At 68.7% G+C, this 21,944-nt stretch carries 23 protein-coding genes; 12 read left to right on the top strand and 11 right to left on the bottom strand.

What is annotated here, in order from left to right; all coding sequences use genetic code 11:
- Positions 1 to 17: 17 nt before the first annotated feature.
- Positions 18 to 308, top strand: coding sequence for a ribosome assembly RNA-binding protein YhbY (gene yhbY / locus FJV41_RS14860; RefSeq protein WP_141643135.1), 291 nt, complete (start codon positions 18 to 20; stop codon positions 306 to 308).
- A gap of 21 nt (positions 309 to 329) precedes the next feature.
- On the opposite strand, the gene FJV41_RS14865 is transcribed toward yhbY, so the two are convergent.
- Positions 330 to 1,118: a crotonase/enoyl-CoA hydratase family protein gene (locus FJV41_RS14865; RefSeq protein ID WP_141643136.1), complete on the bottom strand. Its 789-nt coding sequence runs from the start codon at positions 1,116 to 1,118 to the stop codon at positions 330 to 332.
- A 151-nt stretch (positions 1,119 to 1,269) separates the two neighbouring features.
- On the bottom strand, positions 1,270 to 2,580 hold the full coding sequence (locus FJV41_RS14870) for a neutral/alkaline non-lysosomal ceramidase N-terminal domain-containing protein (protein ID WP_141643137.1): 1,311 nt from the start codon (positions 2,578 to 2,580) through the stop codon (positions 1,270 to 1,272).
- 144 nt (positions 2,581 to 2,724) lie between these two features.
- Between FJV41_RS14870 and purF the strand changes: the two genes are divergently transcribed.
- Complete coding sequence (gene purF / locus FJV41_RS14875) at positions 2,725 to 4,113, top strand: amidophosphoribosyltransferase (protein WP_141643138.1); 1,389 nt, start codon at positions 2,725 to 2,727, stop codon at positions 4,111 to 4,113.
- 185 nt (positions 4,114 to 4,298) lie between these two features.
- Here purF and FJV41_RS14880 read toward each other — a convergent pair whose 3' ends face one another.
- The 3 genes from FJV41_RS14880 to wecB form a co-directional block, all read right to left on the bottom strand.
- Positions 4,299 to 4,535 carry a hypothetical protein gene (locus FJV41_RS14880; protein ID WP_141643139.1) on the bottom strand — a complete coding sequence of 79 codons (237 nt, stop codon included), beginning with the start codon at positions 4,533 to 4,535 and terminating at the stop codon, positions 4,299 to 4,301.
- A gap of 88 nt (positions 4,536 to 4,623) precedes the next feature.
- Positions 4,624 to 5,667: an RluA family pseudouridine synthase gene (locus FJV41_RS14885; protein ID WP_141643140.1), complete on the bottom strand. Its 1,044-nt coding sequence runs from the start codon at positions 5,665 to 5,667 to the stop codon at positions 4,624 to 4,626.
- 100 nt (positions 5,668 to 5,767) lie between these two features.
- Complete coding sequence (wecB, locus tag FJV41_RS14890) at positions 5,768 to 6,898, bottom strand: non-hydrolyzing UDP-N-acetylglucosamine 2-epimerase (RefSeq protein ID WP_141643141.1); 1,131 nt, start codon at positions 6,896 to 6,898, stop codon at positions 5,768 to 5,770.
- A gap of 105 nt (positions 6,899 to 7,003) precedes the next feature.
- On the opposite strand from wecB, the gene kdsB reads away from it, so the two are divergent.
- Both kdsB and FJV41_RS14900 read left to right on the top strand, forming a co-directional pair.
- Positions 7,004 to 7,744 carry a 3-deoxy-manno-octulosonate cytidylyltransferase gene (kdsB, locus tag FJV41_RS14895; protein ID WP_141643142.1) on the top strand — a complete coding sequence of 247 codons (741 nt, stop codon included), beginning with the start codon at positions 7,004 to 7,006 and terminating at the stop codon, positions 7,742 to 7,744.
- A 2-nt stretch (positions 7,745 to 7,746) separates the two neighbouring features.
- Positions 7,747 to 8,640, top strand: a complete 894-nt coding sequence (locus FJV41_RS14900) for a hypothetical protein (RefSeq protein WP_141643143.1) — start codon at positions 7,747 to 7,749, stop codon at positions 8,638 to 8,640.
- Here FJV41_RS14900 and FJV41_RS14905 read toward each other — a convergent pair.
- Positions 8,633 to 9,481, bottom strand: a complete 849-nt coding sequence (locus tag FJV41_RS14905; RefSeq protein ID WP_141643144.1) for an aldo/keto reductase — start codon at positions 9,479 to 9,481, stop codon at positions 8,633 to 8,635. The genes FJV41_RS14900 and FJV41_RS14905 overlap by 8 nt on opposite strands.
- Before the next feature lie 94 nt (positions 9,482 to 9,575).
- Here FJV41_RS14905 and FJV41_RS14910 point away from each other — a divergent pair, with 94 nt between their 5' ends.
- The 6 genes from FJV41_RS14910 (at position 9,576) to FJV41_RS14935 (ending at position 15,717) form a co-directional block, all read left to right on the top strand.
- Positions 9,576 to 11,342: an ABC transporter ATP-binding protein gene (locus FJV41_RS14910; RefSeq protein ID WP_141643145.1), complete on the top strand. Its 1,767-nt coding sequence runs from the start codon at positions 9,576 to 9,578 to the stop codon at positions 11,340 to 11,342.
- Between the two features lie 316 nt (positions 11,343 to 11,658).
- Positions 11,659 to 11,892 carry a hypothetical protein gene (locus FJV41_RS14915; protein ID WP_141643146.1) on the top strand — a complete coding sequence of 78 codons (234 nt, stop codon included), beginning with the start codon at positions 11,659 to 11,661 and terminating at the stop codon, positions 11,890 to 11,892.
- A gap of 84 nt (positions 11,893 to 11,976) precedes the next feature.
- Positions 11,977 to 13,611, top strand: coding sequence for a CTP synthase (gene pyrG / locus FJV41_RS14920; RefSeq protein WP_141643147.1), 1,635 nt, complete (start codon positions 11,977 to 11,979; stop codon positions 13,609 to 13,611).
- On the top strand, positions 13,608 to 14,447 hold the full coding sequence (kdsA, locus tag FJV41_RS14925; protein WP_141643148.1) for a 3-deoxy-8-phosphooctulonate synthase: 840 nt from the start codon (positions 13,608 to 13,610) through the stop codon (positions 14,445 to 14,447). Before pyrG ends, kdsA begins: the two co-directional genes overlap by 4 nt.
- Before the next feature lie 32 nt (positions 14,448 to 14,479).
- Entirely contained in the window at positions 14,480 to 15,061 is a 582-nt protein-coding gene (locus tag FJV41_RS14930; RefSeq protein ID WP_141643149.1) for a KdsC family phosphatase, read from the top strand.
- A gap of 35 nt (positions 15,062 to 15,096) precedes the next feature.
- Complete coding sequence (locus FJV41_RS14935) at positions 15,097 to 15,717, top strand: response regulator (protein ID WP_015346747.1); 621 nt, start codon at positions 15,097 to 15,099, stop codon at positions 15,715 to 15,717.
- A 114-nt stretch (positions 15,718 to 15,831) separates the two neighbouring features.
- On the opposite strand, the gene FJV41_RS14940 is transcribed toward FJV41_RS14935, so the two are convergent.
- Together FJV41_RS14940 and FJV41_RS14945 are read right to left on the bottom strand one after the other, a co-directional pair.
- Positions 15,832 to 16,284 (bottom strand): Hsp20/alpha crystallin family protein, encoded by a 453-nt coding sequence (locus FJV41_RS14940; protein ID WP_141643150.1) that lies wholly within the window; start codon positions 16,282 to 16,284, stop codon positions 15,832 to 15,834.
- A gap of 249 nt (positions 16,285 to 16,533) precedes the next feature.
- Positions 16,534 to 16,728 carry a CPXCG motif-containing cysteine-rich protein gene (locus FJV41_RS14945; RefSeq protein WP_141643151.1) on the bottom strand — a complete coding sequence of 65 codons (195 nt, stop codon included), beginning with the start codon at positions 16,726 to 16,728 and terminating at the stop codon, positions 16,534 to 16,536.
- Between the two features lie 81 nt (positions 16,729 to 16,809).
- On the opposite strand from FJV41_RS14945, the gene FJV41_RS14950 reads away from it, so the two are divergent.
- Positions 16,810 to 17,679: a GspE/PulE/PilB domain-containing protein gene (locus tag FJV41_RS14950; protein WP_141643152.1), complete on the top strand. Its 870-nt coding sequence runs from the start codon at positions 16,810 to 16,812 to the stop codon at positions 17,677 to 17,679.
- Positions 17,680 to 17,682: 3 nt separating this feature from the next.
- Here FJV41_RS14950 and serB read toward each other — a convergent pair whose 3' ends face one another.
- The 3 genes from serB to FJV41_RS14965 all read right to left on the bottom strand — a co-directional run bounded on the left by serB (position 17,683) and on the right by FJV41_RS14965 (position 21,340).
- A complete protein-coding gene (gene serB, locus FJV41_RS14955; protein ID WP_141643153.1) occupies positions 17,683 to 18,882 on the bottom strand; it encodes a phosphoserine phosphatase SerB in 1,200 nt (399 codons plus the stop codon).
- Positions 18,883 to 18,951: 69 nt separating this feature from the next.
- The gene (locus FJV41_RS14960; RefSeq protein ID WP_141643154.1) at positions 18,952 to 20,523 is read right to left on the bottom strand and encodes a serine/threonine-protein kinase; all 1,572 of its coding nucleotides are present in this window, start codon (positions 20,521 to 20,523) and stop codon (positions 18,952 to 18,954) included.
- A 67-nt stretch (positions 20,524 to 20,590) separates the two neighbouring features.
- Positions 20,591 to 21,340 carry a TIGR02266 family protein gene (locus FJV41_RS14965; RefSeq protein ID WP_141643155.1) on the bottom strand — a complete coding sequence of 250 codons (750 nt, stop codon included), beginning with the start codon at positions 21,338 to 21,340 and terminating at the stop codon, positions 20,591 to 20,593.
- Positions 21,341 to 21,445: 105 nt separating this feature from the next.
- On the opposite strand from FJV41_RS14965, the gene FJV41_RS14970 reads away from it, so the two are divergent.
- On the top strand, positions 21,446 to 21,934 hold the full coding sequence (locus FJV41_RS14970; protein WP_141643156.1) for an NADH-quinone oxidoreductase subunit NuoE family protein: 489 nt from the start codon (positions 21,446 to 21,448) through the stop codon (positions 21,932 to 21,934).
- Positions 21,935 to 21,944: the final 10 nt, after the last annotated feature.

The following is a 21,944-nucleotide window of genomic DNA, read 5'->3' on the forward strand; positions in this document are numbered from 1 at the left end:
TCGAAGGAGATAGCAACGTGCCGCTCACCGGGAAGCAACGCCGCCATCTGCGCGCGCTCGGACACCACCTGGAGCCGGTGGTCATCGTCGGTCAATCCGGCGTCACCGAGGGCGTCATCGCCGCCGTCGAGCAGGCGCTGCATGACCACGAGCTCATCAAGGTGAAGATCAACGACGGTCCGGAGACGCGCCAGGAAGCCTCCGCGCGCATCGCCGAGGGCACGGGCGCCGACCAGGCCCAGCTCCTGGGCCGCACCGCCCTGTTCTTCAAGAAGCGCAAAGAGGACTCCAAGTTCGAGAAGTTCTGACGGACCGCGCCCGGGGCCGCCTCACTTGCCGGTGAAGCGGGCCTCGCGGCGCTCGAGGAAGGACTGGACGCCCTCGGCGGCGTCCTCCGTTCCCGCCAGCCGCAGCAGTTGGGGCAGCAGCGCGCGCGCCGCCGCCTCGGGCCCCTCGTGCACCGCCTGTCGCGCGGACGCGAGCGTCGCCTGGACCCCCAGCGGCGCCTGCTTCGACACCGTCTCCGCCAGGGCCAGCGCGCGCTCCAGGTGACGGCCGCGCTCGACGACTTCCTGCACCAGTCCCATCCGGTAGGCCTCGCGCGCGTCGAACTCGTCGCCCGTGAGCAGCCAGCGCATGGCATTGCCCCATCCCGCCCGCTGCGGGAAGCGCAGGGTGGCGCCGCCGAACGGGAAGATGCCGCGCTTGATTTCAATCTGTCCGAAGCGTGCGTCCTCGGAGGCCACCGCGATGTCCGCCGCGAGGATGAGTTCGATGGACAGCGTGAGGCACAGGCCCTGGACGGCGACGATGAGCGGCTTGGTCCTCAGCGCTCCCTGGATGCCCCACGGGTCGATGGCGCCCTCGGAGTAGAGCGGCTCGCCACTGGAGAGGGCGGGCGCGACGCTCGCCAGGTCCAGGCCCGCGGAGAAGTGGTCGCCCACCGCGAAGATGACCATGCACCGCACGTCCGGATGACGGTCCGCCTCGGTCACCGCGGACGACAGTCCCCGCAACATGCCGACATCGAACGCATTGCGCTTCTCCGGCCGGTGGATGCCGATGAGGGCGAGGTGACCGCGCACTTCCAGGGTGATGCGAGGATCCGATGGGCTCATGGGGCGCTCCACGGTGAAGAAGGGAGCGCCAGTTTCCGCCATGCGGCCCTGGCGACGCCATCGCGCTCGCCCCGCCGTCCAGCAAAGGACGTTCAGGACCGTCCCGACAGGCCGCCGACAAGGCCCGTGCATCCAACCACCGCGGGCGACGTCAGCGCGTGAAGCCCGCGGTGCTGGCGGCAAGCTCCGCCGCTTCGCCCAGTCGCTCCAGCAGCGAGGGACCGAAGTACTGCCGTCGCGACTCACCGCCGCTCACGCGCACCAACTCCGGCGTCTCCACATAGCCCACGTATCCACCCGCGAGCCCCAGCACCCCCGAGGCCCCGGTGCGTCCCACCAGCACCGCGCCCGCGTCGACGGTGGGCTCACCCGGCACCGTCACCAGCTCCAGCGGCCCCAGCACCAACGCCGCCACTTCCGCCACGCGCTCGGAGGAACCGCACAGCAGGTTGTCACCCGCGGCGCGAGTGAATGACGGCACCAGCCGCGACGCATCCGGCCGAGGCATCACCGCCTCCGCGCGCACCAATGACAGCCGGACCGAAGGCCCCACGGAAGCCATGGGCACCTTGCCCGCGAGGTCGGACAACGCCCGAGCAAAGGCGGACACACGCTCCAGCCCCTGCCCTTCGGAGAAGGCCACCGAGGCGTTGCCGACCGCGCCTTGCAACAGCAGCGTCACGCCGCTGCCCTCGGACTCGCGCAGCGAGCTGAGTCGCCCCGGGTAGTCCGGGTCCACGTACGCGCGCTGCCGGGGCACCATCGCGGGATGCGCGGCGAAGAAGAGCAGCTCCGCCACCGGGGCCGAGGCGCCGCGCAGCACCGCGCGAGTCAAGGAGCCATCCGGCGCGGTGCCACCGCTGCGCGTGTAGACGAAGGAGGGCTCCTTCGCCTCGCCCAGCTCCAGCGTCACGTCGGTGAGCGCGGCGGCGGCCTGTTGCAGCGCGGCGCTCGCGGCGGCGACGACGGCCTCCAGCGAGTCCTCCCGGTAGCGCCCCGTCCCGACGAGCTGTGACACCAGGCGGCTGTCATAACCTCCCAGCGAGGAGTGCGTGTGCGTGGCCAGCACCAGCACGTCCTGCAGTCCGGCGGCGAGCGCTCGCTCGCGCACCTTGGCGGTCACCGCATCCGTGACGAGCAGCAACTCGAGCGACACCAACCCCACCCGCGTGTTCCCCGACTCCAGCACCACCGCGCGAGCATGGAGCGGCGGGTCGGACTGGCTCGCATCCGGACGCGGAGGCGAGTACCCCGCGACCACCACCGGAAACGGCGGCACGAGCGGCACCTTCGCCGCGCCCGCGCGCAACGCACCTTCTGTTTTCACCTGAGACAGCAGCACGGGCGCGCGCTCTGCCCAGGTGCCACACCAGTTCCATGAACCCAATGAATAAGCGGCACCCACGGTGAGCAGGACCAGGGGAAACAGGGAACGCCAGGAGGCTCGTCGCGGGGAAGCCATGCGGTGGCGAGACTAACGGGACGGTGCTCGTACCGCGAGGCTCGTGTGCCCACATGGGCCGACTCCGGTGGCGGGTGGAATACCCACCAGAGGGGCGTGCGTTCCTGTTCCGCTCATCGCCCGAAAGGAGTAAGGCACCGCGCCATGTGCGGCATCTTCGGAATCACGGGACACGCCGAGGCCTCTAACCTGACGTACCTGGGGCTGCACGCCCTGCAGCACCGCGGTCAGGAGTCCGCTGGCATCGTCGCCTCCGACGGCCACGGTCTTCGGGCGCACCGTCAGATGGGGTTGGTGGCTGATATTTTCGACGCGCCGGTGCTCGCCGGCCTGCCTGGCCAGTCGGCCATCGGACACGTGCGGTACTCGACGGCCGGTGGCAGCCAGCTCAAGAACGCTCAGCCGCTCTTCGTGGCGTACGCGGGAGGACAGGTCGCCGTCGCGCACAATGGCAACCTGGTGAACGCGGGAGCGCTGAAGGAGAAGCTGGAGGCCGACGGAGCCATCTTCCAGTCGGACGCGGACACGGAGGTCATCATGCACCTCCTGGCTCGCTCCAAGCAGGTGAGCTTCGAGCAGAAGCTCGTGGAGGCGCTGCGCAAGGTGGAAGGCGCCTACAGCCTGCTGGTGCTCACGCAGAACAAGCTGGTCGCGGTGAGGGACCCGCTGGGCATCCGGCCGCTGGTGTTGGGGCGGATGAAGGAAGGCGCGTACGTGGTCGCCAGCGAGACGACCGCGTTGGACCTCATCGAAGCGGATGTGGTGCGCGAGCTGGAGCCGGGCGAGCTGCTGGTCATCGAGAACGGCGTGCTGCGCACCAGCAGGCCCTTCGCGGAGCCTCCGCGCCTGGGGCGCTGCATCTTCGAGCAGGTGTACTTCGCGCGTCCGGACTCGGTGTTGTTCGGCAACAGCGTGTACGAGGTGCGCAAGCAGATGGGCATGCAGCTTGCGCGCGAGCAGCCGGCGCCCGACGCGGACCTGGTCATCGCGGTGCCGGACTCGGGCGTGGCGGCGGCCATCGGCTTCTCACAGCAGAGCGGGATTCCGTATGACGTGGGCCTCATCCGCAGCCACTACGTGGGCCGCACGTTCATCGAGCCGCAGCAGTCCATCCGTCACTTCGGCGTGAAGCTGAAGCTGTCGGCGGTGCGGCACGTGCTCAAGGGCAAGCGCGTGGTGGTGGTGGACGACTCCATCGTCCGGGGCACCACGAGCCGCAAAATCGTGAAGATGATCAAGGCCGCGGGAGCGCTGGAGGTGCATCTGCGCATCTCCTCGCCGCCGACGAAGTGGCCCTGCTTCTACGGCATCGACACGCCGAGCCGTCAGGAGCTCATCGCGGCGACGCACAGCACGGACGAAATCGCGAAGTACGTCACGGCGGACACGCTGGGCTACATCTCGCTGGAGGGGCTGGGCACGGCGGTGGGAGACCCCAGCCGAGGCAGCTTCTGCACGGCGTGTTTCTCGGGCGAGTACCTCATCGGAGAGCTGTCACCCTCCATGCCGGAAGCAAACAAGCTCACCGCCTGACCGGGCGTTGACGGGACGTACCAGCACAAGGCCCCCTGCCCTCTCTTCGGGTCGGGGGCCTTGCTCGTTCCAGGTGGCGGTCGCGACCTCGCTTCAGCGAGGCCCCACGCCCATGGACCAGGGCCGTGGTCGCTCCGGGCGTCAGTCGAGACTCCACGCCAGCGAGGCGCCGAGTACTTCGCGCGTCAGTGGCGGTTGTCGAACTGGATGCCCTCGCGAACCTCGCCAAGCGCCTGCTCGGTGAGGCCGATGGCCTTCACGCGGTGGCCGCCCTTGTCGGGGGCCGCGTTCTTCAGGGTGGAGAGCGCCTTCTCCAGATGGACCATGGCGTCACGCATGCGCGGCTGACGCTCCGCCTGGGCCTGGTTGACGAAACCGCCGAGGAAGAAAGCGACAGTGGCGGCGAGGATGGTGCGGCGCATGAAAGGCTCCCGAGGAGGGCGCGTCAGTGACGCGAGGAGGGTGTTTCCCTCTGGAACCCAGGAGCCGCCCGGAAGTTGCGGGCCCCGGCTAAACCTCCCCGCCGCCCTTCACGGGAGGCGCGGGCGGCAGCGAAGCCCCCGCGATGAAGTCCGTGAGGTCGGAGGGAAGCGGAGCCTCGAAGGCAACCTCCACACCGGTGCCGGGATGCGGGAAGACGATGCGCGCGGCATGCAGCGCGTGTCGAGGCAGCCGCAGCCGGGTCCACGCCTCGGGCTCCAGGCTGTGCTTGCTGAAGCGATCAAAGTAGCCGGGGTCCGGCCCGTACATCTTGTCGCCCACCAGCGGGAAGCCCGCGACGTGCAGGTGGATGCGAATCTGATGCTGACGCCCTGTCTCCGGAAAGCAGCGCAGCAGCGCGAAGGGGGCGCCATCGCGAGTGAAGCGTTGGAGCACCTGGAAGCGGGTGCGGCTCGGCTTGCCCTCCACGGGGTCGATGCGCACGGCGATGCGGATGAGCTCGGTGCCCTCGGCGATGGGCGCGTCGACAACGAAGGAGTCCTCGGTGGGATGGCCCTCGCAGACGGCGAGGTACTCCTTGTGCACGTCGCGCGAGACGAAGAGTCGTCCCAGCACCCGGCAGGACTCGGTGGTGCGTCCACAGACGACGAGCCCGCTGGTCTCCCGGTCCAGTCGGTGCGCGGGCTCGGCGAAGCGCTCACCGAAGCGCTCGCGCAGGATGGAGACGAGGGTGCCCTTGTGGTAGCGCGCGGTGGGATGGATGGGCAGTCCCGCGGGCTTGTCGAGCACGAGCAGCCAGTCATCCTGGAAGACCACAGGGAGCGTCGTGGGCGTCTCGGGTTCTTCGGTACCGGGACGGCGCAGTCGGAAGGCCATGCCGGGATACACGGGCGTGGAGGGCTTCAGCCGCTGCTCGTCGCACCGGACACCGCGCAGGATGATTCCGGCCAGGCGCTCCCGAGGCATGCGGCGCAGCTTCTGGCCCAGGTAGTCCTCCAGGCGCCAGCCCGCATAGTTGGGCTCGACGACGAAGGGGATGTCGACGAAGCCCTCGGGGGCCGGGTCCTTCTCGGAGGCGGAGACCTCCGCCGATGCGTCCTCATCGCCGCGCATGACCTCCCAGCTCTAACATGGAGCGGAAGCACGCACAGTCGGAACGAGCACGGCCGCGAGGCACCGTCACACAGGTGTCGCGGCCCCCTCGTCACATCCCTCAAGCGGAGACAGCGCGAAGCGAGCCCTGCTCGACGGAGAGGAAGCGCGAGAACAGGTCCGCGATGCGCTCACCCGAGCGACCATCCCAGTACTCCGGCACGCGGCCCTTCTTGCCCTGCCCGTTGAGCGCGCGGTCGGCGGCCTCGCGGATGCGGTCCGGGTCGGTGCCCACCACCTCGTTGGTCCCTTCCTCGACGGTGATGGGGCGCTCGGTCTGCTCGCGCAGGGTGAGACACGGCACGCCCAGCGCCGTGGTCTCCTCCTGGAGGCCGCCCGAGTCGGTGAGGATGAGCCGGGCCTGCGACGTCAGCGCGAGGAACTCCAGGTAGCCCATGGGGTCCACGGGGCGCAGGTTCGGATTGCGCTCGAACGCGGAGCCCAGGCCCTGCTCGGAGATCATCTTCCGAGTGCGCGGGTGCACCGGGAAGACGACCGGGATTCGGGACGCCACGTGAGCAATCGCGGACAGCAGCCCGCCGAGCACGCGCGGGTCATCCACGTTGGACGGCCGGTGGAGCGTGCACACCGCGTAGCCATGAGGCGCAAGGCCCAGGCTCTTCAGCACGGGCAACTGCTCCGCCCGCTCCTTCGAGGCGAGCAGTGAGTCGATCATCACGTTGCCCACGAAGTGGATGCGGTCCGGCTCCAGCCCTTCCTTGAGCAGGTTGGCATCCGCATCGCGCGAGGGCGTGAGGAGCAGGTCGGCCAGCCGGTCGGTGACGACGCGGTTGATTTCCTCCGGCTGGTGCCGGGAGTAGCTGCGCAGGCCGGCCTCGACGTGGGCCAGGGGAATCGCCAGCTTCGACGACACGAGCGCGGCGGCGACAGTGCTGTTCACGTCACCCACGACGGAGACGAGGTCCGGCTTGTGCTCCAGGAAGACCTTCTCCAGCTCCACCATCGTCCGGGCCGTCTGCTGTGCGTGGCTGCCGGAGCCGATGCCCAGGTGCACGTCCGGCGCGGGCAGGCCCAGGTCGGAGAAGAAGACGTCGCTCATCTTGACGTCGTAGTGCTGCCCCGTGTGGATGAGGATCTGCTGGAGCGGGGTGCGCGCGGCGATGGCCCGGTGGATGGGCGCGACCTTCATGAAATTGGGCCGCGCACCGACGATATGGATGACCTTCTTCATGTCGCCAGCCAAGCTAGGCACGGCGAGTCGGATGCCTAGTGGCTGCGGGGCGACTCGCCTCCGCGGAGCCAGCGTCCGTCCTGAATCTGATAGACCGAGTGTGCCATGCCCTCCTCACGCACCATCGCCGTCATCCCCGCCCGTCATGCCAGCACCCGCTTCCCCGGCAAGCCGCTCGTCCTCATCGCCGGCAAGACCATGGTGGAGCACGTGTGGCTCCGATGTCAGGAGGCGGGCGTCTTCGACGAGGTCTGGGTGGCCACGGACGACGAGCGCATCCGCGCCACCGTGGAGGGCTTCGGAGGCCGCGCGGTGATGACCAGCCCCGCCTGCGCCACGGGGACGGACCGGGTGGCGGAGGTGGCGCGCGAGCGGCCCGACGTGGACGTGTGGGTGAACGTCCAGGGTGACGAGCCCCTGGTGGACCCGGAGGCGCTCAAGTCGCTCGCCGGACTCTTCACGGACACCACCGTGCGCATGGGCACACTCGTCAGGCCCCTGGAGGCGGACGAAGCCGACAGCCCGCACGTGGTGAAGGCCGTGCTCGCGCTCAACGGCGACGCGCTCTACTTCAGCCGCAGCCTCGTTCCCCACGCGCGGGAGACCGGGACTCCCGTCCCCCGCTGGGGCCACATCGGCCTGTATGGTTACCGGCGGGACGTCTTGTTGCGGCTCGCGGAGCTGGCGCCCACGCCGCTCGAGGAGACGGAGAAGCTGGAGCAACTCCGCGCGCTGGAGCACGGCATCTCCATCCGCTGCGCCCGAGTCTCCTGGCGCACGGTCGCGGTGGATGTCCCCGGAGACGTCGCGAAGGTTGAAGCCGTCATGCGCGAGAAAGGACTGTAGCCATGGGCATCTTCCAGGACCTGTTCGGCGGAAACGACACCAAGGCGAAGGACGAGACGCCGGAGGCCCCCGCAGCCACGCCCCCGGAGCCCGCGAAGGAAGTCCCCGCGAATCCCCACGTCGCGGCGGCGGCACCGACGCCCGCGCCAACGCCCGCGCCCGCACCGACGCCGAAGAACGACCCGCGCCGACGCAAGTGGGCGGACGACGAGGAGCACCAGATGGAGGGCGTGCAGCGACTGGTGTCGCGCAAGGTGGAGCGGGTGCTGGAGCAGCTCGGGACGCTCGCGATACGAGCCCGCACGGGCGAGGAGGTCCCGACCGTCACCGTCACGCTGCACCTGGCCCACGGGCACACCGTGACGGGCACGGTGGTGGACTACGCGCCGCGAGACTCGGTGCTGCTGGCGCTCGGCAAGGAGGGCCTGCTCGGCTCGGAGTCGGTGACGTACGTGGACCTGGCGACGGTGGTCGCGGTGACGGTGGGCCAGGCCAGCAAGCTGCTCGAGCTGACGCAACTGGTGCGCCCCACGCCCACGCGTCAGGACGTGGTGACGTTGGTGGAGAAGCTGCCGCACGCCCTCACCGAGCAGTTCTGGCCGGGCGAGAAGGCGCTGGGTGGCAGGCCGCTGCGCTTCGAGGTGGACTGGGTGGGGTTGGATGACGAGCCCGGACGTCGCGCGCTGGAGGCCGCGGTGAATGTCACGGGCCACGCGTTGCGCGCGCTCGCGCAGGAGCAGGGACGCGAGGTGATGCGCCGCATCGCCACGGTGCGCTTCGTCCGGGGCAAGGGCATGCGAGCCGCGTTGGAGGGCGAGACGGGCACGGTGACGGTGGGCGAGGGAGAGCCCACCGTGTCCGCCTTCCGCAAGGCCTTCGCCTCCGGCCTCAAATGACTGGCAGCGCGTCGCTGTAGGCGCCCTTGGGGAACGCGGCGTCGATGCGCGCCAGCTCGTCCGCGGAGAGCTTCAGCGACACGGCGGCCGCGTTGTCGCGCAGGTGGGCCACGCGGCTCGCCTTGGGAATGGCGAACAACGAGGGCCGCCTCACGAGGAACTGGAGCGCCACCTGCCGGGCCGTGGCGTCATGCGCCCGGGCGATGGCCTCCAGCACGCGCCCTCCCGGACTCTGGGGCTTGGGGAAGCGGCCGTTGCCGAAGGGGCTGTAGCCCACCACCGCCACACCGCGCTCCTCGCACCACGGGAGGACGGCGTGTTCGATGGCCCGCTCCTCCAGGTGGTAGAGGACCTGGTTGCAGGCGATGCGCTCGGGCTTCGTGAGCGTCAGCAGTTCGTCCAAATCGGACACCGCGAAGTTGCTCACGCCCCAGGAGCGAATCTTCCCGTCCGCGACCAGCTTCTCGAAGGCGCGCACCGTCTCCGCCAGCGGGTGCGAGCCGGGCCAGTGCAGCAGGTAGCAGTCGAGCCAGTCGGTGCGCAGTCGCTTCAGGCTCCGCTCGCACGCGGTCAGCGTGCCCGCGTAGGTGGCATTGGAGGGCATGACCTTCGACACGAGGAAGACCTCCTCGCGTCGTCCGGCGATGGCCTCGGAGACGATGGACTCCTCGACGCGGCCGTGGCCGTACAACTCGGCGGTGTCGACGTGGGTGAGCCCCAGGTCCAACCCCGCGCGCAGGGAGCGGATGGCCTCTTCGCGGTCATCCTCCTCCATCTGCCACGTGCCCTGACCGAGGACGGGGACCTGCTTCCCGGTGCCACCGAAAACACGCTGCTCCATGGCCTACCTCCGTGCCCCGAAGGATTAGCACCTCCCACCCGCTCCGACAGCCCGCGACCGTGCGAAGCGAGGGGCTCCGCGCTAGTCTCCGCGCGTGTCCCCCACCTCGACCGCCTCCAAGCCCCATCTCCCCTCGCGGTTGACGCTGGGCCGCCTGCTCACCCTCGCGAAGCCGGAGGTCCCCACGCTCGTCGTGGGCACGTTCTTCCTGCTCGTCAGCAGCGCGGCCACGCTGGTGTTTCCGCGCGCCATCGGAGACCTGGTGGACGAGGCGCTCGGCGCCCGCAATCGCTCGCGGCTCGACACCATCGCCCTGGTGATGTTCGGCGTCTTCGTCGTGCAGTCGGTGGCCATGGCGCTGCGCGTCTACCTCTTCAGCAACGCGGGCGAGCGCGTGGTGACGCGGCTGCGCAAGCGCCTGTTCCAGAGCCTGCTCTCCCAGGAGGTGGCCTTCTTCGACGAGCGCCGCACCGGTGAGCTCACCAGCCGGCTCGCCTCGGACACGAGCATCCTGCAGAGCACCGTCACCACCAATGTCTCCATGATGCTGCGCTACGCCTGCCAGGGGCTCGGCGGCGTGGTGCTGCTCTTCTTGACGTCCCCGCGCCTGACGATGGTGATGCTCGCCCTCATCCCCGCGGTGGCCATTGGCGCGGTGGTGTATGGCCGTCGCGTGCGCGTGCTCGCCAAGGCGGCACAGGACGCGCTCGCCGCCTCCAGCGAGGTGGCCGAGGAGGACCTCTCCGGCATCCGCACGGTGCGCTCCTTCGCCGCGGAGAGCCATGAAGTCGAACGCTACGGCGCGGCGGTGGACCGGGCGCTCCAACTCGCGAAGGAGCGCGCGCGGCAGGGTGCGCTCTTCATGGGCAGCGCCTCCATCGCCATGTACGGCTCCACCGCGGCGATGCTCTGGTACGGCGGCCGGATGGTGGTGGACGGCGAGCTCAGCGCCGGCGCGCTCACGTCGTTCCTCATCTACACCTCGTTGGTGGCGCTCTCGCTGAGCGCCGTGACGGAGGTGTGGGCGGACGTCATGCGCGCCACCGGCGCCGCCGAGCGCGTCTTCGAGCTGGTGGACCGCGAGCCCGCGATTCCCGCCGGAGGCGAGCGGCTGGCCTCGGTGAAGGGACATGTGGAGTTCCGCGCCGTGCGCTTCTCCTACCCCACGCGCCCCGACGTGCCGGTGCTCCAGGGCCTGGACCTGGAGCTGCGGCCCGGCGAGGTCGTCGCCGTGGTGGGTCCGTCCGGTGCGGGCAAGTCCACCCTCGCGTCACTGTTGTCCCGCTTCTATGACCCGCAAGGGGGCGCCGTCGCCCTGGACGGACACCCTCTCACCACGCTGGAGCCGGAGTGGCTGCGCCGCAACATCGGCATGGTGGCGCAGGAGCCGCAGCTGTTCTCCTGCTCCATCGCGGACAACATCCGCTACGCGAAGCCGGACGCCACCGACGCCCAGGTGGAAGAGGCCGCGCGCGCCGCCAACGCCCACGACTTCATCCAGCGCTTCCCGGAAGCCTACGGCACCCAGGTGGGCGAGCGCGGCGTCCAGCTCTCCGGAGGCCAGAAGCAGCGCGTGGCCATCGCCCGCGCCGTGCTGAAGGACCCTCGCCTGCTGATCCTCGACGAGGCGACGAGCGCCCTGGATGCGGAGAGCGAACACCTGGTGAAGGACGCGCTGGAGCGCCTGATGAAGGGCCGCACCACGCTCATCATCGCCCACCGCCTGTCCACCGTGGCCAACGTGGACCGGGTGCTCGTGCTGGAGGGCGGCCGCATCGTCCAGAGCGGCACCCACGCGAGCCTCATGAGCCAGGAGGGCCTCTACCGCCGGCTGGTGGAGCGCCAGTTCGTCGCCGCCTGAACGGCTGGCCACCACCCGAGCCCGCGCTTATCGCTCTGGAAAGTGGCGCGGAATCAAGCCGGTGATTAGCTCTTCCATCCTCAAGAAAGGAGGTGATGCCTTGATTGACAGCAAGAATCAGGCGTCCACCTCCGCCACGGCGGCCTGAAGAGGGTCACCGCGGCGGTGGCAGACGCTGAAGGTTTCAAGGGCCCGTTTCCGCGTTCGCGCGGGGACGGGTCTTTTACTTTCTCCCGGGAATGGAGTCGTAAGCGACCTGTTCCGACCCGCCGGGGGGAGTGGCCGACCCTTTTCGTACCCATCCGGGAGATTCGCCGTGTCCATCACCCCGTGCCCCAGCCCTCTGCCCACCGCCCTGCGCGACGAAGAGGCTGTCGATGCGCAGCGCAACCTCTACTGCCCCAACTACGACGCCTGCCTGCACATGGTCGTCAAGCGCGGCTGGGAGGGGTGGAGCTGCCGCAATTGCGATCTGCGCGCCTTCCGGGTCGGACAACCCGACGTCCGGGAGTTCGCCGTGTCTCGCCCGGGTGGTTGGGACGGCAACTGAGAAGGTGTCAGCCGGGGCGCCGACCGGCCGCACGTCCTACTCAGAATAATTGACGCATCCCTGCCCTACTTGGCAGAACGGGATATGCGCTCCAAGAAAACCAAGTTCATTTTCGTGACGGGCGGAGTGGTCAGCTCCCTCGGCAAGGGCCTCGCTTCGGCATCCATCGGCGCCCTGCTCGAGAACCGTGGGCTCGCCGTCACGCTGCTCAAGCTGGACCCGTACATCAACGTGGACCCGGGCACGATGAGCCCGTTCCAGCACGGCGAGGTCTTCGTCACGGAGGATGGTGGCGAGACGGACATGGACCTGGGCCACTACGAGCGGTTCACCAACGCTCGGATGAGCCGGCTCAACAACTTCACGTCGGGCCGCATCTACCACGCGGTCATCATGAAGGAGCGCCGCGGCGAGTACCTGGGCAAGACGGTGCAGGTGATTCCGCACATCACCGATGAAATCAAGGCGAGCGTCCGTCAGGCGGCCCAGGACGCGGACGTGGTGATTGTGGAGGTCGGTGGCACGGTGGGCGACATCGAGTCGCTGCCGTTCCTCGAGGCCATCCGGCAGATGCGCTACGACGTGGGCAGCCAGAACGCCGTCTACGTGCACCTGACGCTCCTGCCGTACATCGGCGCGGCGGGCGAGGTGAAGACCAAGCCCACGCAGCACTCGGTGATGAAGCTGCGGGAGATTGGCATCCAGCCCGACTTCCTCGTGTGTCGCACGGACCGCGAGGTGTCTCGGGAGATCAAGGACAAGATCGCCATGTTCTGCAACGTGGACACGGGCAACGTGTTCACCTCGCCGGACGTGCGCAGCATCTACGAGCTGCCGCTGGAGCTGCACCGCCAGGGTCTGGATGACCGGCTCGCGGAGGTACTCAACATCTGGAGCCGCGCGCCGCACCTGGAGCGCTGGGAGAACATCATCCGCAAGGTGTACGAGCCCGCGCGCGGCCAGGTCCAGGTCGCCATCGTCGGCAAGTACGTGAACCTGACGGAGAGCTACAAGAGCCTCAACGAGGCGCTGCTGCACGGCGGCATCGCCAACGACGTGAAGGTGAACCTGCACTTCGTGGACAGCCAGGACGTGGAGGCGCAAGGCCCGGAGAAGCTGCTGGCGGGCGTGGACGCCATCCTCGTGCCCGGCGGCTTCGGCGTGCGTGGCACCGAGGGCAAAATCGCCGCGGTCCGCTACGCGCGGGAAAAGAAAATCCCCTTCTTCGGCATCTGCCTGGGCCTGCAGATGGCCGTCGTGGAGTTCAGCCGCAGCGTGCTGGGCCTCCCCGCGGCCAACAGCCTGGAGTTCAACGAGCACACCCCGCACCCCGTCGTGACGCTCATGGAGAGCCAGGTCACGGTGCAGGACAAGGGCGGCACCATGCGTCTGGGCAGCTACGCCTGCGCGCTCAAGCCCGGCTCACGGGCACACCAACTGTATGGCCAGGACACCATCCAGGAGCGTCATCGCCACCGCTTCGAGGTGAACAACGCCTACCGGGGCCGGCTTCAGGAGGCGGGACTCGTCATCTCCGGGCATAATCCGGAGCTGAACCTCGTGGAGATGATTGAATTGTCGGACCACCCGTACTTCGTCGGCTGCCAGTTCCATCCCGAGTTCAAGAGCAAGCCCTTTGCTCCTCACCCCCTTTTCTCCGGCTTCATCAAGGCGGCGCTCGAGCAGCGTGACGCCACGGCCGGTCAGGTGCGCGCATGAGCGCCAGCAGCCTCCCCATCAACCTGTGTGGTTACAAGGTCGGCCCCGGGCAGAAGCTCTTCGTCATCGCCGGCCCGGACAGCATCGAGTCCGAGGAGATGGCGCTGAAACATGCTCACTTGCTCAAGGGCATCACCAGCCGACTGGGCGTGCCCTACGCGTTCAAGTGCTCCTACGACAAGGCCAACCGGACAAGCGGGAAGTCCTTCCGAGGTCCTGGCCTCCGGGAAGGGCTGCGTATTCTAGCGCGTATCAGGGATGAAGTGGGCGTCCCGGTCCTCACGGACGTCCATGAAACCAGCCACGTAGGTCCTGCCTCGGAAGTTGTGGATATCATCCAGATACCGGCGTTCCTGTGCCGGCAGACAGACCTGGTGGAGGCCGTGGCTCGCACGGGGAAGGGCGTGAACTTGAAGAAGGGACAGTTCGTAGCCCCCAGGGACATCGTCCACTCGGCGCGCAAGGCGTTCGAGTCGGGCAACCCCAACGTGCTCGTCACGGAGCGGGGGTCCACGTTCGGCTACAACAACCTGGTGGTGGACATGCGAGGGCTCGCCCACATGCGCGAGGCGGGCCTGGCCGTGTGCTTCGACGCCACGCACTCCGTGCAGCAGCCCAGCTCCGGCGACGGAGTGACGGGGGGCGAGCGCAGGTTCGTCTCACTGCTCGCCCATGCCGCCGCGGCGGCCGGGATTGATGCATTGTTCACGGAAGTCCATGAGGACCCTGATCGTGCCCTGTGTGACGGTCCGTGCTCCCTCAATCCACAGATGTTCGAGGACGTGGTACGAAATGTGCTGAACATCCGCCGGGTGTTGGGACACGAGCCCGGTTGATGGACACGACGAGGGGAGGAGCCGAGCGAGTCATGTCGACGGAAGCACCTTCCAAGCCTGGAAAGGAAGAGCTGACGTCTCGCGCGGCACGCGTGCGGCTGCTTGTCTTCGACGTGGACGGGGTGCTCACCGACGGCGGCCTGTATTACGGCGACGGCGGGGAGCTGATGAAGCGCTTCGATGTGAAGGATGGCCACGCCCTGGTCATGGCCCGGTTGTCGGGCCTGCCCGCCGCCATCCTCACCGCCCGCACCTCAGGAATCGTGGAGGCTCGCGGGAGGGAGCTCGGGCTGGCGGCTGTGTTTCAAGGCCGCCGCGACAAGGGTGCCGCACTGGACGAGCTGCTCCAGCAACTGGCCGTTCCCCTGGAGGCGTGTGCCTACATGGGTGACGACCACAATGACCTGGCCCCTCTTTCGAGGGTGGGCTTGTCCGCGTGTCCCGCGGATGCTGTTCCCGAGGTGCGTCAGGAGGTTCACTTCATCACCCAGAGTCCGGGCGGCCGTGGCGCCGCCCGAGAGCTCGTCGAGCTGTGCCTCAAGGCCAGTGGACGGTGGGAGAACGCCGTGGGTCTGATGAGGGGGACTGATGGACGCAGTGCGCAGAGAGGTTGAAGGAAACCCCGTATTCAAGGTAGGTGGTTGATTCCATGGGCAGCGGAATGATGCAGCAAGAGGGGAGTACGGCGATGACGGACCAGCTCTACACGACGCACGACATCAGTCGCTTGCTTCAGGTGGATCCGTCCACGGTGAGCAAGTGGATTGACCGGGGCATCCTGATGGCTTTCAGGACGCCGGGCGGTCACCGCCGGGTGCGGTCGGCGGACCTGCGCACGTTCCTCATCACCCACCAGATGCCGGTGCCTGAGGAGTTGGGCAGCGGCACGGTGCGCCTGTTGGTGGTGGACGACGAGCGCGCGGTGCTGGACGCCATCAAGCGCGCGTTCAAGCCGTTCGCGGCGCAGGTGGAGTTGCAGACGACGACCAGTGGCGTGGAGGCGCTGCTGCTGGTGTCCGAGCAGAAGCCGCACGGCATGATCATCGACCTCAACATGCCGGACATCGATGGCCTGGAGGTGTGCCGTCGCATTCGTCAGCGCAAGCAGATGGAGGGCGTGCGTCTCATCACGATGACGTCCGTGCACACCGCCGATGTGGTGGAGCAGTCGAAGCAGGCCGGCGCGCTCGCGTGCCTCGCCAAGCCGCTGGATGTACAGCAGGTGCTGGAGCTGTTCCGCGTGCCCATCTCGCTCAGCGCCAAGCGCTGAAGCGCGGAGGGCTTCCGCCACCCCCTCGCGGAAGCCCTCGACAGGGGTGAAGTCAGCAGGAAGCCGCGCCGTTTTCGGCGAACAGCGGCCTCCCAGGAGGGGTGTGCGCGCGGTTCAGCTCTGGACCTTGACCTCGATGACTCGGGGCTTGGACTCCTCGCGCCGAGGCAGCGTCAGCGTCAGCACGCCTTGCTCGTAGCGCGCCTCCACCTGGGTGGCGTCCACGGTCTCCGGAAGGGAGAACGAGCGCGTGAAGCTGCCCTGGCCGCGCTCCTGACGACGCACGCTGACGCCTTCGGCGAGCGGCTGCGCCTTGCGTTCGGCCTTCACGGTGAGCACGTCGCGCTCCACCGTCACCTGGATGTCCTTCACGTCCACGCCAGGGATGTCGAGGTGCAACGTGACGCCGGCCTCGGACTCGAGGATGTCGGCCGCGGGAGCGCGCTCGGTGCTCCGCGCGGACTGACGGAACAAGCCCGGCTGCCCCAGCTCACGGAAGAGCGCGTCGAAGTCGCGCATCAGGGGGTTCACCACCACGGCGGAGTTGAACGGGTTTCGGCTTTGCATGGTCTTCTCCTGTGCGTGCCACCCTGGGCAGGGTGCACGATGTGTGAATCACAGACGTTGTCGTAGTTGGCGGTCGCCTCGGGGGCCCCATCGGGGCTCCACTCCAGCGCCGCCTCACAAGACTCAAGAGAACCATGCTCCGGGACGTGTCAAGCAACGCCCCCGGCCCCGCCGCGCCCGTCCCCACAAGCCCGCCTGCCTGCCCTCCTATGCACCGGGAAGGCGCCTTCCAGGACGGGTACCGCGGCGTCAGTCGTCCTCGCGGCCCAGGGACACGGAGACGGCTTCCTCGTCACGGGCGACGTGCACCGTCCAGGGACGGCAGCACACGGGGCAGTCCTCGATGTAGTGCTCCGCGCTGGCGCCGATGGGGTCCACGTCGACCTCTACCTCCTCGCCGCAGTAGGGGCACTGCTGGATGGCGGTTTCCGCGAAGGGCTGCATGGTGGTGCCTCCTCGCCCTCGAAGCGGGCGATTGCGTCGCGGACTGAGCGTCCGCGCATTCAGACGGTAGACTCCCGAGCCATGGCTTCTCCTTCCCGCAATCGTATTGGTGACATCCTCGTCAAGGCCCGCGTCATCGACGACCTCCAGCTGCGCAGCGCCATGGCCACCCTGGACCAGTGGGGCGGGCGGCTGTCGCGCGTGGTGGCGGACCTGGGGCTGGCCAGCGAGGACATCGTCACGGAGGCCATCTGCCAGGGCCTGGGGATGCAGCGGGTGCAGTTGGGCAACATCAGCCGCGACGCGAGCGCGCTGGCGCGCGTGGAGGTGGGCCTGGCCGAGCAGAAGGCGGTCTTCCCCGTGTCGCTCAAGGACAACGGCAAGACGCTGGTGCTGGCGATGGCGGACCCCACGGACCTGGCCACGCTGGACCAGGTGGCGGCCCGCAGCCGCGCTCGCGTGGTGCCCATGGTGGCGGGCGAGCGCGAAATCGAGCACGCCATCCTGCGGCACTACCGGAACCAGGAGCCGGTGGCGAGCAGCCGCTTCGCACCATCGCGCAGCCAGTCCGCCAACACGCCCTCCACCGTCGACGAGGAGCAGCAGGAGGAGGACGAGTTCAAGGTCGTCGACATGAGCGGCAACACGGTGGTGAAGCGAATCGCCGACATCGTCCCGCCGGGCTCTCCCGCCACCGCGCCCGCGCCCCGTGCCGCCGACAAGCCCGCACCGCCCGTGGCCAATGGCTCCTCCAGCGCGGCGGACATCCTGGATGAAATCCTGGCCGGCGGCGTCCCGGCCTCCGAGTGGACGGACGAGGACCTGCAGCGCCTGCAGACGCTCCAGCAGAACCAGGAGAAGAGCTCCAAGATTCTGCGCGCCCTGCTGGAGCTGCTGCTGGAGAAGGGCAAGCTGCAGCAGCGGGAGCTGGCCGCGAAGATGCGGCTGTAGTCGTCAGCCGGCTTCCTCGAGCTCGCGACCGGTGAGCCCCAAGAGGTAGAGGATGGCGTCCAGGCCGCCGGCGGAGATGGAGGTATCAGCCGCCTCGCGCAGCCGGGGCTTGGCGCGGAAGGCGATGCCCAGCCCCGCGCGCTCCAGCATCAGCAGGTCATTGGCGCCATCGCCCACCGCGATGACCTGTTCGAGCAGGATGCCCTCCTCTTTCGCCAGCTGCTCCAGCAGCTCCGCCTTGCGGAGCGCGTTGACGATGGGCCCCACGGTGCGCCCGGTGAGCTTCCCGCCCTCCTCCTCCAGCACGTTGGAGAAGGCATGGTCGATGCCCAGGCGCGCCTTGAGCGCCTCGGCGGCCACGGAGAAGCCTCCGCTGATGACCGCGGTGCGGTAGCCCAGGCGCCGCAGCACGCGCACCAGCGTCTGGGCGCCCTCCGTCAGCGGCAGGTTCGCCGCGAGCTGGTGCAGCACGGCCACGTCCAGCCCCGCCAGCAGCGCCACGCGCTGGCGCAGGGACTCGTCGTAGTCCATCTCCCCGTGCATGGCGCGCTCGGTGATGCGCGACACCTGCTCGCCCACGCCGTGCGCGCGCGCCAGCTCGTCGATGACCTCGATGCGGATGAGCGTGGAGTCCATGTCCATCACCACCATCCTCTTGCTGCGGCGAAACAGGCTCTCGCGCTGCAGCGCCACGTCGAAGGTGTTGTCGCGCATGGACAGCGCCAGCAGGGAGCGCTTCAGCGCCTCCGGCTCCACGGAGTCAGACAGGGTGACGTGCAGCTCCACCGAGCCCAGGTGCGTGTGCGTCAGCCGGACGATGCGCTCCAGGTTCGCGCCCTGCCCCGCCAGGTGCGAGGACAACGCATGCAGCTCGCGGGCGCCCAGCGCGCGGCCCACCGCCGTGACGACGTAGCGCGCGGGCGCGGACTTCGCGGGGGCGCTCGCGTCCGGCGATTCCACCGCCTGGAAGTCCAGGTCCACGCCCAGCTCCCGGGCGGCGAAGAGCAGCGCGCTGGGGATGCCGCGCGCGTCGGGCAGGCGCACCAGCAGGCAGAGCGTGAGGCGGCCCTGCACCACCACCTGCTCCACGTCGAGCAGCTCCGCGCCCGCCTCCGCGAGCAGGCCGGTGAGGCGGGCGGTGATGCCAGGGTGGTCCTTGCCCGTGACGGTGACGAGCACGCAGCCGGAAGAAGTCGGGGTCATGTCCCCCCGACGATGCCACGACCGCACGCGGGCGGGGCGGGCCTCATGCGGCCCGCGCCCACCGGTGAATCACGGCTGCGGCGCGTCCGAGGAGAGGACGAGGTCGCCCCGGACGAGGAACTCCTTGTCCGGGAAGGCCTTGTAGAAGTCCTCGAGCATCGCATCCACGTCCGGGTAGCGCTGCTCGCGCTTGTCCTGGGTGGCCTTGTCGAAGAGCTGGTCCAGGCCGCTGGGCGCCTCGGGGTTCACCTCCGAGGGCAGGGGCGAGCGGCGGCCGGGAATCTGCCCGGTGAGCATCTCGTAGAGCAGGATGCCCAGCCCGTAGACGTCCGCGGACGGGCCCGGCTCCTTGGCGCCGCGGTTCATCAGCTCCGGGGCCATGTAGGGCATTCCGCCGGTGCCCACGAAGACCTGGGGCATGCCCTTGGTGGAGTCCACCTCCACCACGCGGCCCAGGCCGAAGTCGGCGAGCTTCGCGTTGCCGTACGCGTCGAAGAGGACGTTCTCCGGCTTGAGGTTGTGGTGCGTCAGGCCCGTGGCGTGCGCGGCGCGCAGGCCGTAGGCCATCTGCAGGAAGGTGCGCAGCGCGAAGGGCACCGGCACGCCGCTGCCACCGCCCGCCTCCAGCCGCTCCTTCAGGCTGCCGTTCATCAACTCCAGCACGAAGTAGGGCCGGCTCGCGTCCACGTTCTGATCCACCACCTGGACGATGCCGGGGTGGCGCACCTGGGCCTGCGCGCACAGCTCCTTCTTCAGCCGCTTGAGCACCTCCCCGCGCTGCAGGAAGGAGAAGTAGCCGAAGATGTCCTTGAGCTCCTTCAGGCAGATGTCCAGCCCGAGCGCCGTGAAGCGACCCTTGAAGACGGTGCCCAGGGGGCCCGTGCCAATGGGGTCGAACTTCTGGTAGCGCAGGTCCAGCTCGGTGCCCTTGGAAGCGACGGGCGCGGCGGCGACAGGAGTGGCGGCGGGAGGGGGCATGGAGGAAACGGACGACGCAGGAGGAGCGAAGGGCAGCGGCGCGGGAGCGACGGGAGCGGGGCCGATGGACGTCTCCCGGCGAGGCTCGGGGACCGCGGGGGTGATGAGCGCCACGGGCGAAGGCGAGCCGACGGACGACGGCACCTGCGCCGCCCCGGGCGGGGGTGTCAACTCCAGCGCGGGCATGGCCGAGCGCGCGGCCCGCATGGGCGCCATGGACGGAGGCGAGGGAGGCGGCGCGATTTGCGTGGCCGCGGTGGGCACCACCTCCGCCTCGTCCAGCAACAGCTCTGGCGGGGGCGGCGGCAGCTGCATGGGCTCCTCGGTGCCCTGGGCCACCGGAGGCTCGTCCTCGGCGGAGGCGAGCTGCTCGGCGAAGAACTCGCCCACCTCCGTGGAGAACTTGTCCCCAAGTTCCCCGCCCGCCACGCGCTCACCCTGGTCGGTGAGCTTGAGCTGGGCCTCGCGGTCCATGGCGATGTAGTGGAACTTGCGCAGGAAGAAGAAGTAGTTGTCGAACTCGAGCGAGACGGACGGTTCGAGAGCGGCCTTCACATCGGCCAGCTTGTTCGAGCGTCCAAGTCGGCCGTTCTCCCTCAGGTTACGGAGGATGAACAGCGCCTCGCCACTGACGGCGTCGCGGTTGATGGCGGCCTTCGGCATGGGTGGGCGACTCTACGACGTCCCCCCGTCCTCACTCAACGTGGGACTGCCAGAACCCGGGGGCCGGCTACTTGATGCGCAAGAGCTGCTTCACCGTCTCCAGCACCTCGACGAACTTCACCGGCTTGCGCAGGTAGATGTCGACGCCGAGCTGCAGGGCGCGGTCCTGCGCCTCCTTGCCGCCCGCGGAGATGGCGATGACGGGGATGGCCCGGAGCGCTTCTTCCTCGCGGATGCGCTCCACCAGGGCGAAGCCGTCCATCACCGGCATGTACAGGTCCGTCATGACGAGGCTGAAGCGGCCCTCGCGCAGCATCAGGAGCGCGTGGTGCCCGTCCGGCGCGAAGTGGACCTCCAGGGGCACCTTCCCGTGCAGCTCCCCGCTGGCCAGCTTCTTCAGGACGTAGCTGTACATCTCGATGATGTGCGGGTTGTCCTCGACGATGAGCACACGGTACCCCTCGTGCTCGCCGGTGGACTCCTGGCTGTCTGGACCTGCCGCACTCAAGATGTCACCCAGTCTCCGCCGGTCTTCTGCGCGCTCCACTCGGACGCCGACACCTCCGGGCTGATCGAAGCTCGCCGGCCTGACCCAGGCCACGATGCCGCTGACTTCTACCGGATCCAGCAGTCCCGGGAAAGAAAGTGCGAGCCGGACGTCCTCCCCCAATGTGAAGGCCTGCTCGGTCTGCACGAAGAGCCCCGCATGGGACAGGTTCTCCGTGACGTCACGCGCATGGCGTCCGTCCGCGTACTCCACCTTCAGCACGGCCGGGATCCGGGGGTGCTGGCGCTTGTTCTCTGGGCCCGGGGTCATAACAAGGGGTTGAAATCGCTCGGCAATTTGCTGATGGCGGCCCAGTGTACCGTCGAGGGTTTATGTTGACAACGCGGCCATGGGAGCAATACGTAGCCCCCCGCCATGGCGGAGCCCCTGTTCACTCCTGAAGAGCAGAAGAAGTTCGACGCGGGTATCGCGGAGATCATCTCCCACTACCCCCCTGATCGCAAAAGCGCGGGCATGCTCCCGGCGCTGCGCGTGCTCCAGGAGATCAAGGGCTGGTTGCCGCCCGAGGGACTGCGGCTGGTCGCCAAGAGCCTGGAAGTCACGCCGGAGCGCGCCTACGAGGTCGCCAGCTTCTATGTGATGTACCACCTGAAGAAGCCGGGCAAGTACGTCATCGACGTCTGCACGAACCTGTCCTGCTCGCTCTGGGGAGCGGAGAAGATGCTCGCCTACCTGGAGGAGAAGCTCGGCCTCAAGGCAGGTGAAGCCAACGAGAAGTTCACCTTGCGCGAGACCGAGTGCCTGGCCTCCTGCGGCACCGCACCGTGCCTGCAGATCAACGAGGATCATCACGAGAGCCTCACCCGCGCCAAGCTGGACGCCATCCTGGCCAAGCTGAGCTAGCCCCACCCTT

This window comes from Myxococcus llanfairpwllgwyngyllgogerychwyrndrobwllllantysiliogogogochensis (assembly GCF_006636215.1).
In the GTDB taxonomy this organism is placed as follows: domain Bacteria; phylum Myxococcota; class Myxococcia; order Myxococcales; family Myxococcaceae; genus Myxococcus; species Myxococcus llanfairpwllgwyngyllgogerychwyrndrobwllllantysiliogogogochensis.